The sequence below is a fragment of the Roseimicrobium sp. ORNL1 genome (assembly GCF_011044495.1).
GTDB lineage: Bacteria > Verrucomicrobiota > Verrucomicrobiia > Verrucomicrobiales > Verrucomicrobiaceae > Roseimicrobium.
The window spans coordinates 481,387-498,889 of record NZ_CP049143.1 but is presented as its reverse complement, the minus strand read 5'-3'; the positions used below and the strand labels follow the sequence as shown (position 1 = coordinate 498,889).

Annotated in this window: 13 protein-coding genes; 4 read left to right on the top strand and 9 right to left on the bottom strand. The window is 60.7% G+C overall.

Annotated features, from left to right (window positions below; genetic code table 11):
• Positions 1-12 precede the first annotated feature (12 nt).
• Positions 13-843, bottom strand: coding sequence for an FHA domain-containing protein (locus tag G5S37_RS01985; protein ID WP_165200245.1), 831 nt, complete (start codon positions 841-843; stop codon positions 13-15).
• A gap of 220 nt (positions 844-1,063) precedes the next feature.
• On the opposite strand from G5S37_RS01985, the gene G5S37_RS01980 reads away from it, so the two are divergent.
• From G5S37_RS01980 to G5S37_RS01965, 4 genes are all read left to right on the top strand, one after another.
• The gene (locus G5S37_RS01980) at positions 1,064-1,474 is read left to right on the top strand and encodes a hypothetical protein (protein WP_165200243.1); all 411 of its coding nucleotides are present in this window, start codon (positions 1,064-1,066) and stop codon (positions 1,472-1,474) included.
• 84 nt (positions 1,475-1,558) lie between these two features.
• Positions 1,559-1,828 (top strand): 30S ribosomal protein S20, encoded by a 270-nt coding sequence (gene rpsT, locus G5S37_RS01975; protein ID WP_165200241.1) that lies wholly within the window; start codon positions 1,559-1,561, stop codon positions 1,826-1,828.
• A 126-nt stretch (positions 1,829-1,954) separates the two neighbouring features.
• Positions 1,955-2,179: a hypothetical protein gene (locus G5S37_RS01970; RefSeq protein WP_165200239.1), complete on the top strand. Its 225-nt coding sequence runs from the start codon at positions 1,955-1,957 to the stop codon at positions 2,177-2,179.
• A gap of 366 nt (positions 2,180-2,545) precedes the next feature.
• Entirely contained in the window at positions 2,546-3,316 is a 771-nt protein-coding gene (locus tag G5S37_RS01965; RefSeq protein ID WP_165200237.1) for a TorF family putative porin, read from the top strand.
• A 389-nt stretch (positions 3,317-3,705) separates the two neighbouring features.
• Here the strand turns inward: G5S37_RS01965 and G5S37_RS01960 are convergent, their stop codons facing one another.
• The 8 genes from G5S37_RS01960 to G5S37_RS01925 all read right to left on the bottom strand — a co-directional run bounded on the left by G5S37_RS01960 (position 3,706) and on the right by G5S37_RS01925 (position 17,449).
• Positions 3,706-4,560, bottom strand: coding sequence for an IS3 family transposase (locus G5S37_RS01960; RefSeq protein ID WP_165200235.1), 855 nt, complete (start codon positions 4,558-4,560; stop codon positions 3,706-3,708).
• Positions 4,557-4,877 (bottom strand): transposase, encoded by a 321-nt coding sequence (locus tag G5S37_RS01955; RefSeq protein ID WP_165200233.1) that lies wholly within the window; start codon positions 4,875-4,877, stop codon positions 4,557-4,559. Before G5S37_RS01955 ends, G5S37_RS01960 begins: the two co-directional genes overlap by 4 nt.
• A gap of 60 nt (positions 4,878-4,937) precedes the next feature.
• Entirely contained in the window at positions 4,938-5,582 is a 645-nt protein-coding gene (locus tag G5S37_RS01950) for a hypothetical protein (RefSeq protein ID WP_165200230.1), read from the bottom strand.
• A 37-nt stretch (positions 5,583-5,619) separates the two neighbouring features.
• Complete coding sequence (locus G5S37_RS01945) at positions 5,620-9,312, bottom strand: PVC-type heme-binding CxxCH protein (protein WP_165200228.1); 3,693 nt, start codon at positions 9,310-9,312, stop codon at positions 5,620-5,622.
• Between the two features lie 32 nt (positions 9,313-9,344).
• Positions 9,345-9,482, bottom strand: a complete 138-nt coding sequence (locus tag G5S37_RS01940) for a hypothetical protein (protein ID WP_165200226.1) — start codon at positions 9,480-9,482, stop codon at positions 9,345-9,347.
• Positions 9,483-9,570: 88 nt separating this feature from the next.
• On the bottom strand, positions 9,571-10,038 hold the full coding sequence (locus G5S37_RS01935) for a hypothetical protein (protein WP_165200224.1): 468 nt from the start codon (positions 10,036-10,038) through the stop codon (positions 9,571-9,573).
• A gap of 36 nt (positions 10,039-10,074) precedes the next feature.
• Positions 10,075-11,562: an Hsp70 family protein gene (locus G5S37_RS01930; RefSeq protein ID WP_165200222.1), complete on the bottom strand. Its 1,488-nt coding sequence runs from the start codon at positions 11,560-11,562 to the stop codon at positions 10,075-10,077.
• 73 nt (positions 11,563-11,635) lie between these two features.
• The gene (locus G5S37_RS01925; protein ID WP_165200220.1) at positions 11,636-17,449 is read right to left on the bottom strand and encodes an FHA domain-containing protein; all 5,814 of its coding nucleotides are present in this window, start codon (positions 17,447-17,449) and stop codon (positions 11,636-11,638) included.
• Positions 17,450-17,503: the final 54 nt, after the last annotated feature.

The window sequence follows — 17,503 nt, the reverse complement described above, 5'->3', positions numbered from 1 at the left end:
GCCGCCGAACCACTAGTTGGTCGCATCCATCATCGCACCACCGCCACCCATCGCAGGCGCGGGAGCCGCCGGTGCAGGTGCATTGGCGGCACCAGGTGCGGGCGTCGCAGGAGGAGTGGCAGGAGCCGCAGGAGCGGGAGCACCATTTGCCGGAGCAGCGCTCTCAGCGGGCTTTTCCGGTTCCGCATCCTTCTCGACACCCTTTTCAGTCTTCTCCCGCACCTTTATCAACACGTCCTTCAGCAAAAATCCACCGGTGACCACGCCGTGCCTCACGTGCAGACCAATGAGGAACGCCAGCACGAGGAAAAACAGGAAGGTCAGGAACCCGGCGCAACCCGTGGACTCCTTGTATTGCACTGGACGGGAGTGGGCCGGAGAGCGTCCACGCACGCCGGAAGTGCGCGCCATCGCCGCCACTTGCTGGGGTGTCCTGCCCCCACCGCCGGCAGCCACGGGAGGCGGAAGCGCCCCCTTGCCAGGCAGAGCAGGAGCTCCTGCAGGGAGGCCGGAGAAACTCGGAATAGGCACAGCCGAAGGAATGCTCCGCGCAGGATCTGTCAGGTGTACCACCGCCGGCACGTCGCCAAAGGCAAGCTGGTCACCATCCTCAAGTTTGGCCTCTTCGACTTCCACACCATTGAGCTTCGTGCCATTGGTCGTGCCGAGATCCTGCACATAGAAGCTGTCTCCGCGGCGCTTCACGGTGGCATGATGGCTGGACACCGACCCACTGGGCAGTACGACAATGCTATCTGCATGTCTGCCAATCGTGATGACATCGGAGTCGAGCTCCGCTTCAATCTCCGTGCCGTCCTCCAGCGTAAATACTATGCGCGCCATGTTGCGTGCGATGAAAGACGGGTTTTTGCCGTCAGCAAGTTTTCGTTTGAACTATCGGGTGCAAACTGAGACGCGATCGTTATAGTGGCGGACTGGCCAACTGGAATCCGTCAGCGTATCCATGAGTGTGAACGATATTCCCCCTTCCTCACGCCTCTCTCCGAAGGCAAATTCTTGCCTATCGTTGCGCCGTTTTTTGGGCGTACTTCTCGCCTCTGCCTTGCTCCCTCTCGCCCCCGCCTCCCTCCGCGCAGATGAAGCCTCGCAGGTGGAGGAAGCACTCGTCGAACTGGCCAAGGCCCAGGAGGCCCAGGGCTTCGACTTTCGTGCGGACATTTGGGAGCGGGAGCTTTCCCCTGAAATGGGCAAGGCCGTCCGCATCCAGCTCTTCAAGGGCAACGAATATCGCGTGGCCGTGGCCGTCTCTCCCAAGAGTGGTGTTCAAATTTCCTCCCAAGTGCTCGACTCCGAGGGTAAACCCATCGAATCCAAAGTGGAAAAGACTCCCGGCGGTTGGGGGGTGACCCTGCACGTAACCCCCAAACGCACAGGCGTGTACATGGTGACCGTGCGACATGCCGGAGGAACCCAGAAGAAGGCCCTGGTGGCCATGATTTCCGGGTACAAATGATTCCTCTCAAATTACTTTCCTCATCCGTTTGACAAAGGGCCGGCCGTGCCTTAAACACCCCGCCCCGCATTTCACACCCGCTTTATGCCGAACATCCGCTCTTCCGAGAAAGACGTCCGCCGAATCAAGGCACGCACCGCGCGCAACAAGGCCACCAAGAGCCGTGTTCGCACCCTCCGGAAGAAGGTCATCGCCGCGATCGCGAGCGGTGACTCGAAGGCCGCTCAGGAAGCCTACAACAACTTCGCTTCCGCCGCCGACAAGGCCGCCAAGACGAGCACGCTGCACAAGAACACCGCATCCCGTCTCAAGAGCCGTATCGCTCAGAAACTGGGCAAGGCTGCCAAGGCCTAACCCCCACTCACACATCCCTGCGGGCAAAGGCGCGGTATACCACCGCGCCTTCTCTTTTTCCTACGTGCTGCCAGTGAGTCCCACGCTTGACACCATGCGTATTCAGTTAGACATCCCCCACCAAGCATGAGCGATTCCAAAGAACGGTTGAAGCAAGCGGCCAAGATCCTCGAACAACCGTCCGATTATAAGGTGTGCGAGGGCTGCGGCTCCATCGTCACCGTGCGTACTTTCCACTGCCCGAGCTGCCACGGCTACCGCTTCGATGAGACGGCCGAGCGCGTGACCGCGCAGGCGCATTTGCTCGCCAAGCGGAAGGCCAATTCCGTCCTGTCCTCCGACATGGCGTGAACGGGAACCACGTGGAAGAATTGGCGCCCTCCGAGGCGCGACGCCCGCTACACCCAGAAGCCAGACCGTGCCATGATGCGGTGGCGCCTTTACGCCCCCGCATTTCCGCTTTTTGAAGGGCGATAATTGCCCCGTTTTTGAGGTGAATTTGTTCCCACGGCGTGTCGACGACACCCGAAGACGACAAAATGTTCAATATTTGGGCATTTTTCGTGCCCAATCGTGCGAAAAAAGCTTCCCTCCCTGAAAAAGCTCGCTAGTTTCGGCGCTCGAAATACACCTTTTGCCGCGCCTAAGGATTCGTCCACAAGTCGGCAGTTGGATGTGTCTCAACCGACTAACACCAACCAAACCAAAACACACTGCATGAAACTCCGCTCCCTGCTTACCCCGGCACTCTCGCTGCTGGCCGCGTCGGCTTTCGCCGGCTCCCCTGGCAAGGCTCCCGTGCCGGTTCAGGCTCCCCCCGCTGAAGAACCTCTCGGTATCACGGCCTCCCTCGCCTACGACTCGCACTACGTGTTCCGTGGCGTGCTGTTCGCTGAGAACCTGGTCTCCGGCTCCCTCGACGCCACCGTCCCGGTGACCGACGTGATCTCCATCAACGCTGGCGCCTGGTACGGCTCCTCCGTGGATGACTCCGGCGTGTTCGGCAATCCTCCCGGATCCTTCCAGGAACTCGACCTCTACGGCGCGGTCATGGCTGACCTCGGCGCAGTGAACGTGGGCCTCAAGTACACCCACTACTTCTACTTCGGTGACGCTGAATCCGGCGTGGAAGACGTGAATGAGCTTGGCATCGTGGCAACCGCAGCCGTCGGTCCTGTGGACCTTAGCGGCGGTGCTTACTACGACTGGACCACCGAAGGCTTCTACTTCGAAGTCGGCGCTTCCCACACCTTCGCGATCACCGACCGCATCAGCCTCGTTCCCGGAGTCCTCGTGTCCCTGGGCGATGACTACTACGGCGTGAGCAGCTTCAACCACGTCAAAGTGGGTCTTGCCGCTCCGATCAAGCTTACCAGCACCGCTACCCTCACCCCCTACATCGCTGGCAACCTGCCCGTGGCAGACCTCGATGACAATGGTGAAGAAAGCCGCGTGTACGGTGGCGTGAGCCTCTCCGTCTCGTTCTAATTCTTCGATTGGAACATCATTCTCTGAACTCGTAAGAGTTCAAAGTTACCAAGCCCTCCGGTGCAAACCGGAGGGCTTTTTTGTTTTTACTACGCGAGCGCTCGAGATTGGCTGCACACAGATGTTTGGATGTGTTCACGTGCAGTGAGTTCAACGCAGAGGAACTTCGGAGGTTGAGGGCCGAGGGTGGCTCAATCATATCACGCGAGTTTTCCGGCCGTCGTCAGGCCGGAAGCCCAACCTCCTGATCGCAGTCATAGCCCTCACACTATCGGGTTACGTACTTCAGTTTCAGTCTCCGAAGTTCCTCTGCGTCTCTGTGTCTCTGTGTCTCTGCGTTGAATCCCAAGCAGGTTGAGGTGCAACGCATTTTTGGACCAGCGAGTGTCTTAGTTTAGGTTTCTGGATTGGGTCTCAAACTGATTGGGGGTGAGGTAACCGATGGCGGAGTGCTTGCGCTGGTTGTTGTAGTAGCCCTCGATGTACTCAAAGAGTTCCAGTCGTGCATCGGTGAGGTCTTCAAAGCGGCCTCCTTGAAGCATCTCGCGCTTGAGGGTACCCATGAAGGACTCTGTCCACGCATTGTCATAGGGGTTGGCTCGCCCCGACATGCTCTGGCGCAGGCCGGCACGCGTGAGCACGGAACGGAAGGCCGTGCTGCCATACTGGCTGCCCCGGTCGCTGTGGAAGACAATGCCGCTGGCTTTGGGATGGGTTTGCAGGGCTTGTTCCAAGGCGTGGACGACGAGTTCTGCACGCATGTGTGACGCCAGACTCCAGCCCACAATGCGACGCGAGCCCAAATCCATGACCACGGCCAGATAGAGCCAGTTTGCCGTAGTGGGAATGAAGGTGATGTCTGCGACCCAGGCCTCGCCGGGCTTCTGCGGCACAGGCTGCTGGGCCAACAGATTGGCAGAGGGACGGTCTGCCCGGCCATCGCTGGTTTTGGGCAGGTAGTTCTTGGGTTGGATGGCCTTGAGGCCCCGTGTTTTGAGGATGCGGCGCAGCTTGGAGGGTGCACACACGATGCCATGGTCGCGCAGTTCCTCATGGATCCTGCGGTAGCCATAGCGGTGCCGGTTGCGTTTGAAGATCTCCTCGATGAGTTCACCCAGACGAGCGTCTTGCTCATGGCTGGAGGCAGACTTCGCCACATGGTAAAAGCTGCTGCGGGGCAGCTCCAGGACGTCGCAGATCTTGCGTACACTCCCACCGGTCTGGCGCTGGAGTTGCAGGATCATTTCGCGGGTTTGGACGGTTGTGGCGTGCCCAGGATGACAGCGGCCTTTTTTAAAATGTCGTTCTCCAGACGCAGGTTGGCGATTTCACGCCGCAGCCGGTGCAGCTCGTTGGCTTCGCCCTCCTCGCCTCCGGCTCGGAGGTCTGCGCCTACGAGCTGCACCGGCTGCCTTTGGGACCGGGTCCAACGGTAAAGGATGCCAGTGCCAATGCCGAGTTCTTCAGCCACCTCGGACACACTCTTGCCCATGCGGACCAACTCCACGGCATGGGTTTTAAAATCACTGCTGTAACGCTTTTTTCGGGTCACGGTACTCATACGGCTTGTCTCTTATCCCGTGGTCCAAGAAATTAGCGCACCTCAGGTGAATATCACCCATCACCATCTCCGCAGCTTCACATGCACCTGCGACACCTTGCCCATGTAGTGGTCCATCTTGTACTCCGTCGCTGACTTCACCATGTGCGCCTTCGCCTTCTCCTTCTCCCCAAGAGCTTCGTAGTACAGCCCGAGGTACAGGTGCGCATAGCACAGGTGATTCCTCCGCGCCTCTTCACTGGCAGTTTCGGCAGACGCCGCCTTGAGCACCGCTTCCTCGCTCCCCTTCCCTGCGAAGAGATCGTGCACCTCCTTCATCGGCACACGAGCATCTCCGGAAATGGGAATCAGCACCTTCCTCGCCGCCTCTACTCCGTCGGCCTTTGCCACGCAGATGAAATGCCACGCCGCATTTTCCACGTCATTGCTGTTCACCGTCTGGTGCAGTTCAAACTGCTTGCGCCCCTCCTTGTAGTCCTCGGTGTAGTACAGCGAAAGCCCACGCTGCCAGAGCTGCGGAGCGGCTGCGGGCTGGAGGGAAATCACCTTGTCGAACGCGGCGACGGATTCCTTGGGCTTCGCATCAAAGAATGCCTTCACGCCCTCCTCAAACCAGGCATCCACACTCTTCTCCTGGCTGTGCGCTGCCGGACTCAGAAGCAAGGCGCAGAGGCCAAGCATGCAGGAGAAGAGAGAACGATTCATGGGAAGAAGGTTACGCGATGCACAATGAACGGGCCCGCTACTTTTGCCGGATGTAGGACAGGATGTCAGCCACATGTTGCGGAGTCAGCAACATTTCGAGACCATCGGGCATCAGGGACTTGGTGTTGCCGTTCTGCCGGGTGATATCCGCACGCAGGATCGTCTCCAGACCTCCAGCCGTGCGCACGGTGATGCTATTGGGCGTTTCCTCCGTCACGAGACCGATAACCTCGCGCCCCTGCTTCGTGGTGATGGTCTGCGTGGTGAAGCGTGCCTCCACAGCTCGGTTCGGATCCATGATGGCCTCGATGAGTTGCTCCATCGGCTTTGCCGCCACTGCGCCCAGATCCGGTCCAATCTCGGTGCCTTCATTCTTCAAGCGGTGGCATCCTGAACAGACATTCGTGTACAGCGCATGCCCGGTGGTCGGGTTGCCAGTGAGTTGCGCGGCACCGGCATAGTGTTTCACCACCTTCTCACGATCCGGGTTGGCATTGGTGAGGATGATGGGCGCCGGTGCGGCCGCTCGTTTCACATCCGCCTTGAGTGCTGCCTGCCAGGTTTTGATATCCGCTTCGAGTGCCTTTTCATGCTTGGGCACGGCGGTCAGGAGGGCCGTGAGCATGTCCTTGTTCCCTTCGTCACGCTTGGCGAGTGCCCGCAGCACTGCCGGAACACGGGCATTGGAAGATTCGCCCAGCGTGAGCGCCACCTGCACACGCACGCGAATATCCGCATCCTCGGCGAGCTTGATGACTTGTGCCAGCACCGCCTCCTCACCGAGATGTCCCTCGCTCAGCTTCACCGCGTGCGCACGCGTGAGCGGCTGGGAGGACTTCAGCGCAAACTCCAGATCCTCGGGCTTGAGCTCCTTCAAGGTATGAAGCGTCCAGAGCGCGCGCACGTTCACCACGTCTGGAAAGGGAGGGGGGTCTTCCGCAGAGCCCTCCACCATGCCGGAAGCGATGGGAGCAGCTTCGCTGGCGCCGCGCTCGATCAGCAATCGCTGCGCCGTGTCCGCCTTCCAGCCACTGCTGCCACCCAGATGGTAGATCAGGGTGACATTGCTGCTTGGGTCCCACTCCAGCCCGTCCTCCCCTCTCCACGGAAAAGAGACCCTTTCCTTCTCCAAGCTCTCTGGACGGATGCGGTAGATCCTCCCCTTGTCCTCACCTGCGCGCAGATCCATGTGCGCCTGCATCTCCTTGGGAATCCATTCCGGGTGCTCCAGCACCAGACGATACATGTCCACCACGTAGAGGCAGCCATCCGGACCGGTGCGCGCCATCGTAGGACGGAACCACGGATCCTCACTGGCGAGGAATTCCGCGTCTTTCTCATCATCCGCACGATGGCCGGTGAAGCTGATACCCTCCGGCTCCAGCACTTCGCGATGCACGAGATTGTTCGCCGGCTCGCAGACGAAGATGGAGCCACGATAGACTTCACCGAACACGGTGTCGCGATACGGCATGGCATTGCACGCCGAGGTCAGCGTGTTCACCGCATCCGGCCAGTTGTAGCGGCGCATCTGCGCGGCCACGGGGAATACGCGCTTATTGTCCTCCCGTGTGTTCATCACACGACGCAAGGTCGGCACCGCCAGCTTCGGATTCCGCGCGAGGTAACCCTCATCCATGAAATAGTGCCAGCCCATGGAGCTGTTGTTGGAGCCGAACCAGTTGCCGTAGTCATCGCGCCAGCGGCCACATTGAGTTTTGCCCGGCTGAAGCTGGAATTCGCGCGTGACGGGATTGAACCGGAAGTCGCGGCCGCTCAAATCAAACACTCCGCCACCTTTCACGGATTGAATCTTGCCACCGCTGTCTCCATTCGCTCCGTAGAACCAACCGTCCAGTCCCCAGCAGAGTCCATTCGCCAGGTGCTGCGAGTTTCCCTTGTTGAAGCCGATGTACCACGTCTCGCGCACATCCGCTTTGCCATCCCCATTCGTGTCCGCAGCAAAGAAGATTTCACCACCTGCGAGGGCAAAGATGCCATTCTTCCACGGGGCCAGTCCCGTGGGATGCTGCAGTTCATCAAGGAACAGCGAGACCTTGTCATACACACCATCACGATTCGTGTCCTCCAGGATCTTGATACGGCCACCCGGCTTGCCCTGGCCATCCATGCCCAGCGGATAGTCCGCCATCTCCACCACCCACATGCGGCCCCGCTCGTCCCAATCGATGAAGATGGGATCCTGTACCATCGGCTCCTTCGCCACCAACTCCGCCACGAAACCCTTCTTCACCCGAAGCGAACTCAGTGATTCCTCCGGACTGCGCGTCGGTGGCCCTGGTTGTTTGAGGAGTTGCTCGTACGTGATGCGCCGCACGACTCCCGGCAGCTTGTCTGTGTCTTCGTTCTGCACCCACATGGACCCGTGCTTGAACCACACGCCGTTGTTCGTGCCATCCGCACGCACGATCTGCGGGATGGAGTTGGCATCGCCCGCCTTGCCTTCGCGCATGGTGAACGTCCACCCCACGCGCCAGTCCACGTTCTTCTTCTCCGTGGGATTGTAGATGTACACGCCATAGCGCTCGGCATTGGAGAAGACGATGTCGTCGTGACCATCTCCGTTGAGGTCCACGAAGCGCACTCCGTTGTCGCGTCCCTGGGCATCCATGAGCTTCACCCCGTCCGGAAGCGGAGCCTCCGGAATTTTGGGCGGCTGAGGCCGATGCTTGTTGATGTCCAGCTTCGCGAGCTTGTGCGCCGCCTCCTTCAGGCTGAGGAAGCGGACTTTCTTCCCATACTTCTCGTGCGCGTACTGGATGAACTCCACCATCTGCGACGCCTGGATCCAGCCGTGCGGATGAATGCACAGGTTCATCGTGCCCTTCTTGAGCACAATGATATCGAGCGCGGCCTTCCAATCGCCCACGGTCGCGTCGTTGTTCTTCCCCTGGAAATTCTGCGCCAGCCAGTCACTCGGCATGGCGATGGGCAGTTCCCAGCAGCGCTCGCCAATCACATACGGGTAGGGGTAGTCCTCGATATAGGTCCCGAAGTTCTGCATGGACTTCACCGCATTCGCGGGCTGGGGATTGTAATACTTCCAGAAGCGCTCACGACCCTGCGCATCCATCGTCAACTCACGTGGCATGGACTTGTCCTTGCTGGTCAGGATGCATGCCACGGAGGAGTCCAGGGACAGCGCATTCCCCGCAGGCGTCATCTTGTGGAAGATCTCTGCGTAGAACCGCGGACTCGGGCTGTTCATGGAGTCGCAGCACGGCATGCGATAACACACCGGCTTGCCCCCGGGAATCTGACTGAGCAGGTCAATGCAGCCATCCACCGTCGCCTTCGCTGCCGCAAAGTCACCCTTCTGCAGCAGCGGGCAGGGATGCTTCAGCGTGTGCACCTCCATGCTCACCCCTTCCTTCAGCCACGCCTGAAGCTGCGGATCATCCGGCGGCACCTCACACGTGAAGATGCTAAAAGGCGCACGTCCTCCACTGACCTCCTTCAGCTTCTCCAAAATGGGGCGGATGAAGGCCTCGTACTTCGCCGTGTCCCGCATGTCATCGATGGAGATCGTGATCGCAGCGTCCACGCCTGCTTCGCCAATCCACTCCGGCGTGGTGAGCTTGGGAGAATCACGGTCGGGCCAGAAGGGATCTAGCGGGAGAACATATCCCGCGAGCTTCTCTTGTGGCGCCTGGCCAAAAGAGAGGCTTGCGACAGCGCTCAGGAGCGCGAAGAGCAGAAAACGTGGCATGCGTTCCGTACGCGCCCAGCATTGCCGAAATGTCAGCCGTCAGCCGATTCCGCTTTGGCAGATTGCGTGACGCGTTTTCCGAGCTTCTCCTTCACGTCATCCCAGTCATGGATGACAACTTTGCCCATGGCGACGCGCATCAAGCAGGTCTCTGTGAGTTTGCGGAACATCCGATTGCTCCACGTGCTCACGGATTTCCACCCAGATCGCATTCATGGTCTAATCAATAAAGTTCCGCACTTTCCCCGCAGAAGGACGTCAAATCGGCCCGAACACCTTCTCCCGCACGGCGACCACGGCATCCAGCATTTCATTCGCCTCGGCACGGAGCTTGGCGTTGAGGCTGCTGGTGGCGCGGTTGTAGCGCTTGTAGAGGAAGGCGAGGCGTGTGCGGACTTCGTCCTTGCTCATCTTCGCGGTGACACCGCAGATCTCTTCCGGGCTCGGACCCTGTGGTTGGGCAGGCGCTTTGGGTTGAATCGGCTGGCGCTGCGCCGGCGCTGGGGCCGCTGCGGGTGCAGGGGCAGGCGTAGCGGCTGCGGCGGGAGCTGGTTTCGCTGCGCCTTCTGTTGGAGCCAGAGGCACGGGACCACGGGCCTCTTTCTCACGGCCCACGCTGGTCACTTTCGAAAGGACGCTGTCTCCGTTGCTGCTGCCACGTGACTGTGGCGGCTTGCCTGCGGGAGCATCCTTGGTTTTGAAGATGGTCTTGAGCTTCTCGAACATGATGGCGATGACGACGGGGGTTTCAGAAAGGTCTCGCTACTCAATGCGCAGTTTGCGGAGCATGGTACCGCGGTTTTCCAGTTCCTCATCCGTGAGGATGCCGGCGCCCTTGTAGGTCACGGCGATTTCCTGGGAACGTCCGCTCTCCTTGTCCACCACGAGGGCGCGCACGCGCTGGTTTTCATCGTAGCTGTAGGTCACGGCCACCTCGCATCCGGCAGGGCGGTTCGCCGGCACTTCCAGGGTGATCTTGCCGATGACGTCCACGAAGCGGGGATCATCATCTTCACCCTGCGTGATATCCACCTCGATGAAGCGCTCATTCGGATCAGAGGTGATGTAGACCTGCGTGTGGGAGCAGGGAATCGGCGTATTCTTCGGAATGACGATGGAGTTACGCACCCCTTCCTCGCCCGTCGTCTGATTCACGACGTAGGCAAGCGTGCCATAGCTGGCATTGCAAACTTCACGCACACGCGCGGACTTCCTCGCAAAGAGCGCTGCACCGAGGGCCACAGCTTCATCCACGTTGCCGCAAGACTTGGGCGCCTTGCCGAAGAATCGCTCCAGCGCGACTTTCACTTTCGGAATGCGGGTGGAACCACCCACGAGCACCACGTGATCAATATCCTTGGGCGTGAGATTCACGCCAGCCAGCGCCTGCTCCACCAGCATGATGGCGCGCGTGAGCAGCTTCGCCACGAGCTTCTCAAACTGATCCCGGGTGAAGTCGATGCGTGCAATGCCATTCACATCGTTGCCGATGGTGTCATTCACGCGCTGCAGCTTGCTCAGCATCTTCTTCGCATCCTCGGCAGCGTGCAGCACACGGCGGCGCTGGCGTTCATCCGAGAAGAGCTCTGAATTGGTCTGCTCGCGATACTGATCCGCGTAGAGATCCAGAAGTTGCTCATCGATATTTGAACCCCCAAGGTGGCGGGCGCCTTCACTCGTCATGATGCGGAAGCTCTCGCCGTCCACCTCAAGGATGGTCACGTCCAGCGTGCCACCGCCCATGTCAAACACGAGCACTTTTCCGCGCACGCCCTGGCCGTGGGCATAATACACCGCCGCAGCCGTGGGTTCATTCACCAGGCGACGCACCTTCATGCCGGCCATCTCACTGGCGGCGATGGTGCTCTTGCGCGCCAGCTCATTGAAGTTCGCAGGCACGGTGATCACGGCTTCCTTGATGTCACCCACGATGCGCGAGCATTCCCGCTTGAGCTTGCTCAGGATGAGCGCGGAAATCTCAGCCGGCGTCCACTTCTTGCCGTCAATCTCCACGAAGTGTTCAGGATCGTCCATGTGCCGCTTGATCTGGTAGATCGTGCGGTCGGGATCGCCGCCATCGCGCGCGGCACTGCCCACTAACTTCACGTCTTCATGCGCGTCGAAGTAGACGACTGACGGTGTCAGTCGTTCTCCATCCGCATTGGGGACGATTTCAGGATGTCCATCCGGCTTTAGATAAGCCAGACCGGACAGAGTGGTGCCGAGGTCGATGCCGACAAATTCTGCCATGATTCGAGGGTTGAACTGAAGATCCTTAGCAGGATTCGCAGATCAAGACAAGCGACCGAAGCAGTATGAGCCATTATTCGCTCGAAGTCTTAACCTCTACCTTGCGAAGTATCATCTCCCTTGAACCATCAGGAGAATAGACGAAACCGGGGCGGTAGCTCTCCACGACACGGGGCCGCTGCTCACCGGTTACGTTCTCCACCACGGCAATGCGCTGACGCAGAGCCACATCGACCTCTGTTCCCGTATCCACGCGGAACTCGGCGATGCCATGCTGGGAAAGAATATCTTCAAAGGAAGCCCTCAACGTGCGGAGCTGCTGCTCCACGCCATCCTGCCCAGAGCCAGTGTAGCGCTGGATGAGGATGTCGAGAAGGTCCAGCCGTTTGATAAGATCGTTGGCAAACAGGATGACTGTCTGCTCGTCGGTGGCGGCAGAAAGGCCTCGCGAAAGGATGTCATGCTTCTGCTGCATGTCCGCGATGCGCTCCTTCATCCGGGAAGCCAGCGCAGTCTCTTCACGCTTGAGCTGGTCGCCGAACATCTGCTTCATCCCTTCGAACTCACCGCGAAGGCGTTCCATCGTCTGGCGGTTCTGTTCCTCGGCCTGTTCGCGTTCGCGGCGGACTTCTTCCTCACGGCGCGTGTCACGCTTGATGTTCTCATCCAGGGCGTTGAAACGGACTTGCAGCGCGAGTTCCTGTTCAGCCAGGCTGGCCAGGTTACGATTCATCTCACGCCTGCGTTCGTCCGCAAGCTCCAGGGCCTCATTGATGGAGATAATCTTCTCACCCGAGCGAACCAGTTCTGAGTAGCGCGCCTCAGCGGCAGCGAACTTCTGCCGCAGGGTTTCGCCCGCAGCTTCCTCTTCCTGCAGCTGCTGGCGGGTGGCGTTCATGGAATTGACCACGGCCTCCTCCTGCTGGCGAAGATGTTCGTGCGCCTTCTCCATCTCGCCAAGACGGGCAGCAAAAGCAGCCTCCCGCTCGTCGTGGCGGGCGCGGGCCGCGGCAGTGCTGGTCTGCAATTCCTCCTCCTCCACCTTGAGGGAGGCAAGTCGTACAGCGCCCTGCTCCTGTTGCTCGCGCAGTCCCGCGATGGCCTGCTCGATGGCAATGCGATCCTTGTCCACTGCGGCGCACTTCGCGGCTGCTGCTTCGAATCGCATCGCCGCAGCGTTGGACTCGTCGGTAAGCATCTTGACCTTCGACTCCTCGCGGACACGCTCGGTCTGCAATGCCTGAAGTTCCTCGCGCAACTTTGCCATTTCCGCAGTGACGGCGGGGATGCCGGAGCGCACGGCCTTTTCCTCTTCCTGCGCAGCGAGAATCCGGCTTTCGATCTCGGCGCGCTTCGCATCCACCTGCTGGATGGCAACGATGACCTGCTCGCGCTTCTTCTCCGCTTCCACCGCCCGGGCCTCTTCCAACTTGGCACGATTGGCCTGCTCGTCCGCCTTGGCGCGGTCTGCTTTCTCCTGCGTGGTAAGCCCGGCGATGTCGCGACGCAGCTTTTCACGCTGCTTCTCGAGTTCTGCGATGTTCTTTTCCTCGTTGCCACGCAGCTTCTCGGTCGCCTTCAAAGCCGCCTGGGCTTCGCGCACCCGGTTTTCCAAATCTTGCAGGTCGGCGAAACGCTTCTCCGCCGGCACGAGCTTGGCCTGCACCGCCTCCAGTTTCTTTTCCGTGGCAACCACCTCTGCCTGACGCGCAGCGATTGCAGCGCCCACCTGCGCCATCTCGTCGCGGATACCGACAGCACGATTGTTCTCCGCCTCGGCAAGCTGCTTCGCGACTTCGATCTCGCGCTTCGCCTGTTCCTGCTGCTGGCGTAGGGCGTCCAGTTGCGTCCGCTGGCCTTCCATCTCCAGCCTCACCGCGGCGAGCGCCTGTTCGGTCTGGGTCTTTTCATGCGCGGCGGCAGCCAGTTTCTGCTGTTCTTCTCCCGTCTGGCGCTCCAGTGCGGCAAAGCCTTCGCGCGCGGCGGCGATTTTCTGCTCAAGATCCCGGAACTCAGCAATCTGGTTCTCAAGATCCAAACGCTTCCGAGAAGCGATGGCGAGCTGATCTTCCACGTTCGAGAGTTCGGTCTGCTTGAGTCCGAGCACACGGGCCGACTCTGCTGCCGCAGCCTGGTTCTTCGCGATGATTGCCAGCTGCGCGTTGGAATCGTTCGAGAGTTTGGTGATGTTCTCCTGAAGGAAATCCTGCTGCTGCTTGTGAGCATCAATCGAGCGCTGCATCTCTGCGCCCTTGCCTGCCAGTGATTCCAAGCGAGCCTGCTCCGCGGTGACGTTTTCCAGCGTTTGCTTGAGTTTCGCCTCGGCTTCCTGCTGGCCCTTGTTGGTCGCAGTGAGCATGTCGCGCGCAGAAGCGATCTTGCTCTCTGTGTCCTTCAGCGAAGCAAGCTGCTTGTCGATCTCCTCGCGCTTGGTCTTGAATTCTTCGAAGGCCTTCTTCTCCGAAGCCACCTTCTTCTCCATCTCGGCGAGTGCCTTTTCAGCTTCACCCGTGCGGGCGGTGAGCTTGGCCTCCATCTCGGTTCTCTTGGCTTCCGTATCCGCAAGCAGCTTGCGGGCTTTTTCAGCGGCACCGGTGAGCTCGGTCACGTTCTCTTCGAGACCGGCACGCTGACGGGAAAGCGTCAGCACCAGCAAGTGCTGGGCGGCGCCCTTTTCCGCAGTGGCGGAGATCTCCTGCTCGCGCTCCTCACGCTGCGCTCCCAAAGCGATAATCTGCTCCTGGATGCGTGTGCGTTGTTCCTCGACCACTTGAAGCGCCTTGGCTGCATCCTGAAGTTTCGAGTCTGTGGTGGAGAGATCGCCAAGCTTCCGCATGACTTCCTCCTCCTGCCGACGCAGCTGCTCCAGTCGCTCCTTGGAGGACAGTGCGGAGCTCTCCATGTCCGCCACCATGCGCTCCAGTTCGGCGCGACGTCCGCCCAGGGCCTTTTCCCCGGCCGCAGTCGTGGCGCGCAACTCTTCGAAACGAGCCCGCTCGGCATCGCTTTCCTTGCGAATGGCCTGCAGGTTTGCCTGCATTTGCTGTTCGCTGGCCGCCATCTCCTTCAGCGCGTTTTCCTGCGCGCCCACACGGGCCGCCACCTCGCTGAGTTCGCGAGTGCGGTCGTGCACCTGTGCGGAGAGTGCAGTCAGCGAGGCCTCGGCTTCGTTGCGGCGGGCTTCCACTGCCTCAAGCCGCGGCCTGGTTTCCACCAGTACCTTTTCCAGTTCGCGAAGTTCGTTGATGCGTCCGGTGAGTCCGGCAAACACGCCCTCCAACGACCGGGTGCGCTCTTCCGCTTCACTGACCTGCTGCTGACGTTCCGCGCTGGCCTTTTCCATCGCAGCCTGCCTTTCGGCAAACGCTCTATCCAACTCCGCCTGCCGGGCTGCGGCCGCAGCTTCCACTTGAGCAATCGCATCCCTGGCGCCAGCCAGCTTCGCCTCGTGCTCGGCAAGTTGCTTTTGCGCTTCCTCGGCCTGCGCAGTGGCGTTCGTGTACTGGGCGACTACAGAAGCCAGCTTCTCGGCCGTCTGGGTCATTTCCAAGCGTTCCTGCTCCTGCTGGGTCCGCAGGCGCGCGAGAGCCACTTCCGTGGCGGTCTGCTGCTCCTGAATCAGCTTGAGAGCTTCATTGGCAGAAGCAAGCCGGTTGTCGGTACCGGCGAGTTCCACAAGTCGCGTCTCTGCGGCGTTCCGCTTGGCCTCATGCTCGGCCACACGCATGTCCAGCGCGCGCAGATGCTCTTCGCGCTGGGCGATGACTGCCTCCGTGGCCGCCTTGCGATCGTCCAAAGCTCTGGATGCCTGCTCCGCCTCGCTGCGCATGGTTTGCATGCGTTCCTGGGCAGCCGTCAGTTCGGCCTGCAAGGTGCGCACGCGCTCCGCGGTCATGCCGTGGGCTTCCTGCGACTGGTCCGCCTTGCTCGCCGCTTCGCGCAGGCGGGCCTCGGCTTCACGAGTCTGATCGGCAACGGCCTGCTGCAGTCTCTTCGCAGCTTCCACTTCCTCGCGGGCAGCAGCCAGGCGGGCATTGACCTCTTCCAGATCCTTTTCGCGCGAAGTGCGCTCGGTGAAGAGACCGGCAATGTTCGACTCCAGATCCTTCTGGCGCGTCTGCATCGTACCCAGCGATCTGTTGAGCTCGTCCACTCGAGTGGACGCGGCAGCGGCCAGTGCGGCATCGTTGCTCTCGCGCGAAGAGGCATCGCGCGTCAACGCGGCGAGCCGTTCTTCCGCCTCACGAATGTCACGGCTCAGCTTGGCGAGATACTCCTCCGCTTCCTGGCCTTCACGGCCCGCACGTTCGCGCGTGCGCATTTCCGCCGCCCGGTTCTCGGCGATCTGGGCCTGCACGGCAGACAGCTCTGCCACGGCCTGCTGCATCCTGCCACGAGAAAACTCATCAGTCCCGGCTTGCGAAATCTCAGGGCTTTCCAAGCCCGAGCCTGAGGCCAGCGAGCCCGGAGGGAGCGGCGGTGCCATGAGGCTTTGGGGCGCATCCAGCATGAGCGGCTGGACATTCACCCCAGCCGGATTGTCCACGGCCGGAGCTGCTGGCGCAGGCGCAGGCGGAGGCATGGGCACCGGTCCCGGAGGCAGGGGAGCCTGCTGAACGGGCGGCGGAGCCGGAGCTGGAGCAGGTGCCGGTGGCGGCATCTCGACGGGCGCCACGGGAGGCATGCCCTGCACGGGGGGACTGGCAAAGGCCGATGGCATCGCCGCCATTCCGACGCGAACACCACGGGTAGCCTTCAGGGTCGGCACGGCACTGGTCTCCATCATGGAGTGCGCGGGCCTGCCACCATTCTTATTACCACCTCGAGCCGCGGCGGGAGGAGGCGGAAGAGAAGCAGAAGGGGGAGCCTCAGGGGCGCCCGGCTCGGTGCTCCGATCCAGCGACTGAAGCTGCGGCGGCTTGAAGCCCATAGCCCCGGGACCCACACGCACCGAGCGCGTGGATTTGAGTGTGGGCACGGCACTGGTAGCAGTGGAAGGTGCTGCCTGCCGTCCACCTGCGGACTTGAAAGAGGCCGGTTGTTGCTGCGGCGGCACTTCCGTGCCGTTGCCGTTCCCATAAGACGGCGCTCTTCCGCGTGCCGGTGGCGCCAGCTCAGGGCGTGGCGGCTCTACAGGGGCTGCGGGGGGTGGAGTTGCGGAAATCGATGCCGGCGGCGGCATCATGGACAGCCCTTGCGGTGCGGCAAACGTCAGGGGCGCATCGCTCAGGCCGCTGGGCGGCGCCATGGCGAGAGATGAATCGCTCGGTCCAAAGGCAATGGGAGCAGTGACAATCGGTTCATCATCACTTCTGCCACGCGAGCTGCCGGAAGGGCCCGACCGCGGCGCAGGCGAGGGAGTGGGTGCGGGGAAAGGCGCCTTGCTGTCACGCAGCACTGGCACCGCGCTGGTAGCCGTCGAAGCCATGTGCTGTGCAGGCCTGCCGCCGCCATTCCTCATCTGCGGGGCCACACGTTCCTTGAGCTGTACCGCTTCCGTCTTGGACTCGGGGGTACCGCTCCGTTCCGCCTCGCGCTTCTTTTCCTCGACCGACTTGCCGCTGCTCTTGGGATGGCCGTTGCTGGGCTCCGTGTCGGCGGAATCCTTGAACTTGGCTTCAAGTCCGCCAAAGCGGACTTTGTCTCCCTGGCGCAGCACCGCGCGCTCGACACGCTTGCCGTTCACAAAGGTCCCGTTGGACGATTTCAGGTCGACCACCTCGTAATTTCCGTCGGGACGTCGCAACAATTCCGCGTGGAAACTGGAGATTTGGGAACTGTCGATGACGATTTCGTTACGACTGTTCCGACCCAGCGAAAGACGCGCATCCTCGAGATCGAAGATGAACTCATTGCCGTTGTTGAGGTTGAAGGCCAGGTAAGGCATGGTTTAGAGTCGCAAAATCGCGGTATTTATTAAATTTAGGTACGGTTTTTTTCG

Excerpts from the sequence above, each read along its gene's own strand:
- G5S37_RS01935 (WP_165200224.1), bottom strand. The coding sequence starts at position 10,038 with ATGTTCGAGAAGCTCAAGACCATCTTCAAAACCAAGGATGCTCCCGCA.
- G5S37_RS01930 (WP_165200222.1), bottom strand. The coding sequence starts at position 11,562 with ATGGCAGAATTTGTCGGCATCGACCTCGGCACCACTCTGTCCGGTCTG.
- G5S37_RS01960 (WP_165200235.1), bottom strand. The coding sequence starts at position 4,560 with ATGATCCTGCAACTCCAGCGCCAGACCGGTGGGAGTGTACGCAAGATC.
- G5S37_RS01955 (WP_165200233.1), bottom strand. The coding sequence starts at position 4,877 with ATGAGTACCGTGACCCGAAAAAAGCGTTACAGCAGTGATTTTAAAACC.
- G5S37_RS01940 (WP_165200226.1), bottom strand. The coding sequence starts at position 9,482 with ATGTTCCGCAAACTCACAGAGACCTGCTTGATGCGCGTCGCCATGGGC.
- G5S37_RS01950 (WP_165200230.1), bottom strand. The coding sequence starts at position 5,582 with ATGAATCGTTCTCTCTTCTCCTGCATGCTTGGCCTCTGCGCCTTGCTT.
- G5S37_RS01945 (WP_165200228.1), bottom strand. The coding sequence starts at position 9,312 with ATGCCACGTTTTCTGCTCTTCGCGCTCCTGAGCGCTGTCGCAAGCCTC.
- G5S37_RS01925 (WP_165200220.1), bottom strand. The coding sequence starts at position 17,449 with ATGCCTTACCTGGCCTTCAACCTCAACAACGGCAATGAGTTCATCTTC.
- G5S37_RS01985 (WP_165200245.1), bottom strand. The coding sequence starts at position 843 with ATGGCGCGCATAGTATTTACGCTGGAGGACGGCACGGAGATTGAAGCG.
- G5S37_RS01970 (WP_165200239.1), top strand. The coding sequence starts at position 1,955 with ATGAGCGATTCCAAAGAACGGTTGAAGCAAGCGGCCAAGATCCTCGAA.
- rpsT (WP_165200241.1), top strand. The coding sequence starts at position 1,559 with ATGCCGAACATCCGCTCTTCCGAGAAAGACGTCCGCCGAATCAAGGCA.
- G5S37_RS01965 (WP_165200237.1), top strand. The coding sequence starts at position 2,546 with ATGAAACTCCGCTCCCTGCTTACCCCGGCACTCTCGCTGCTGGCCGCG.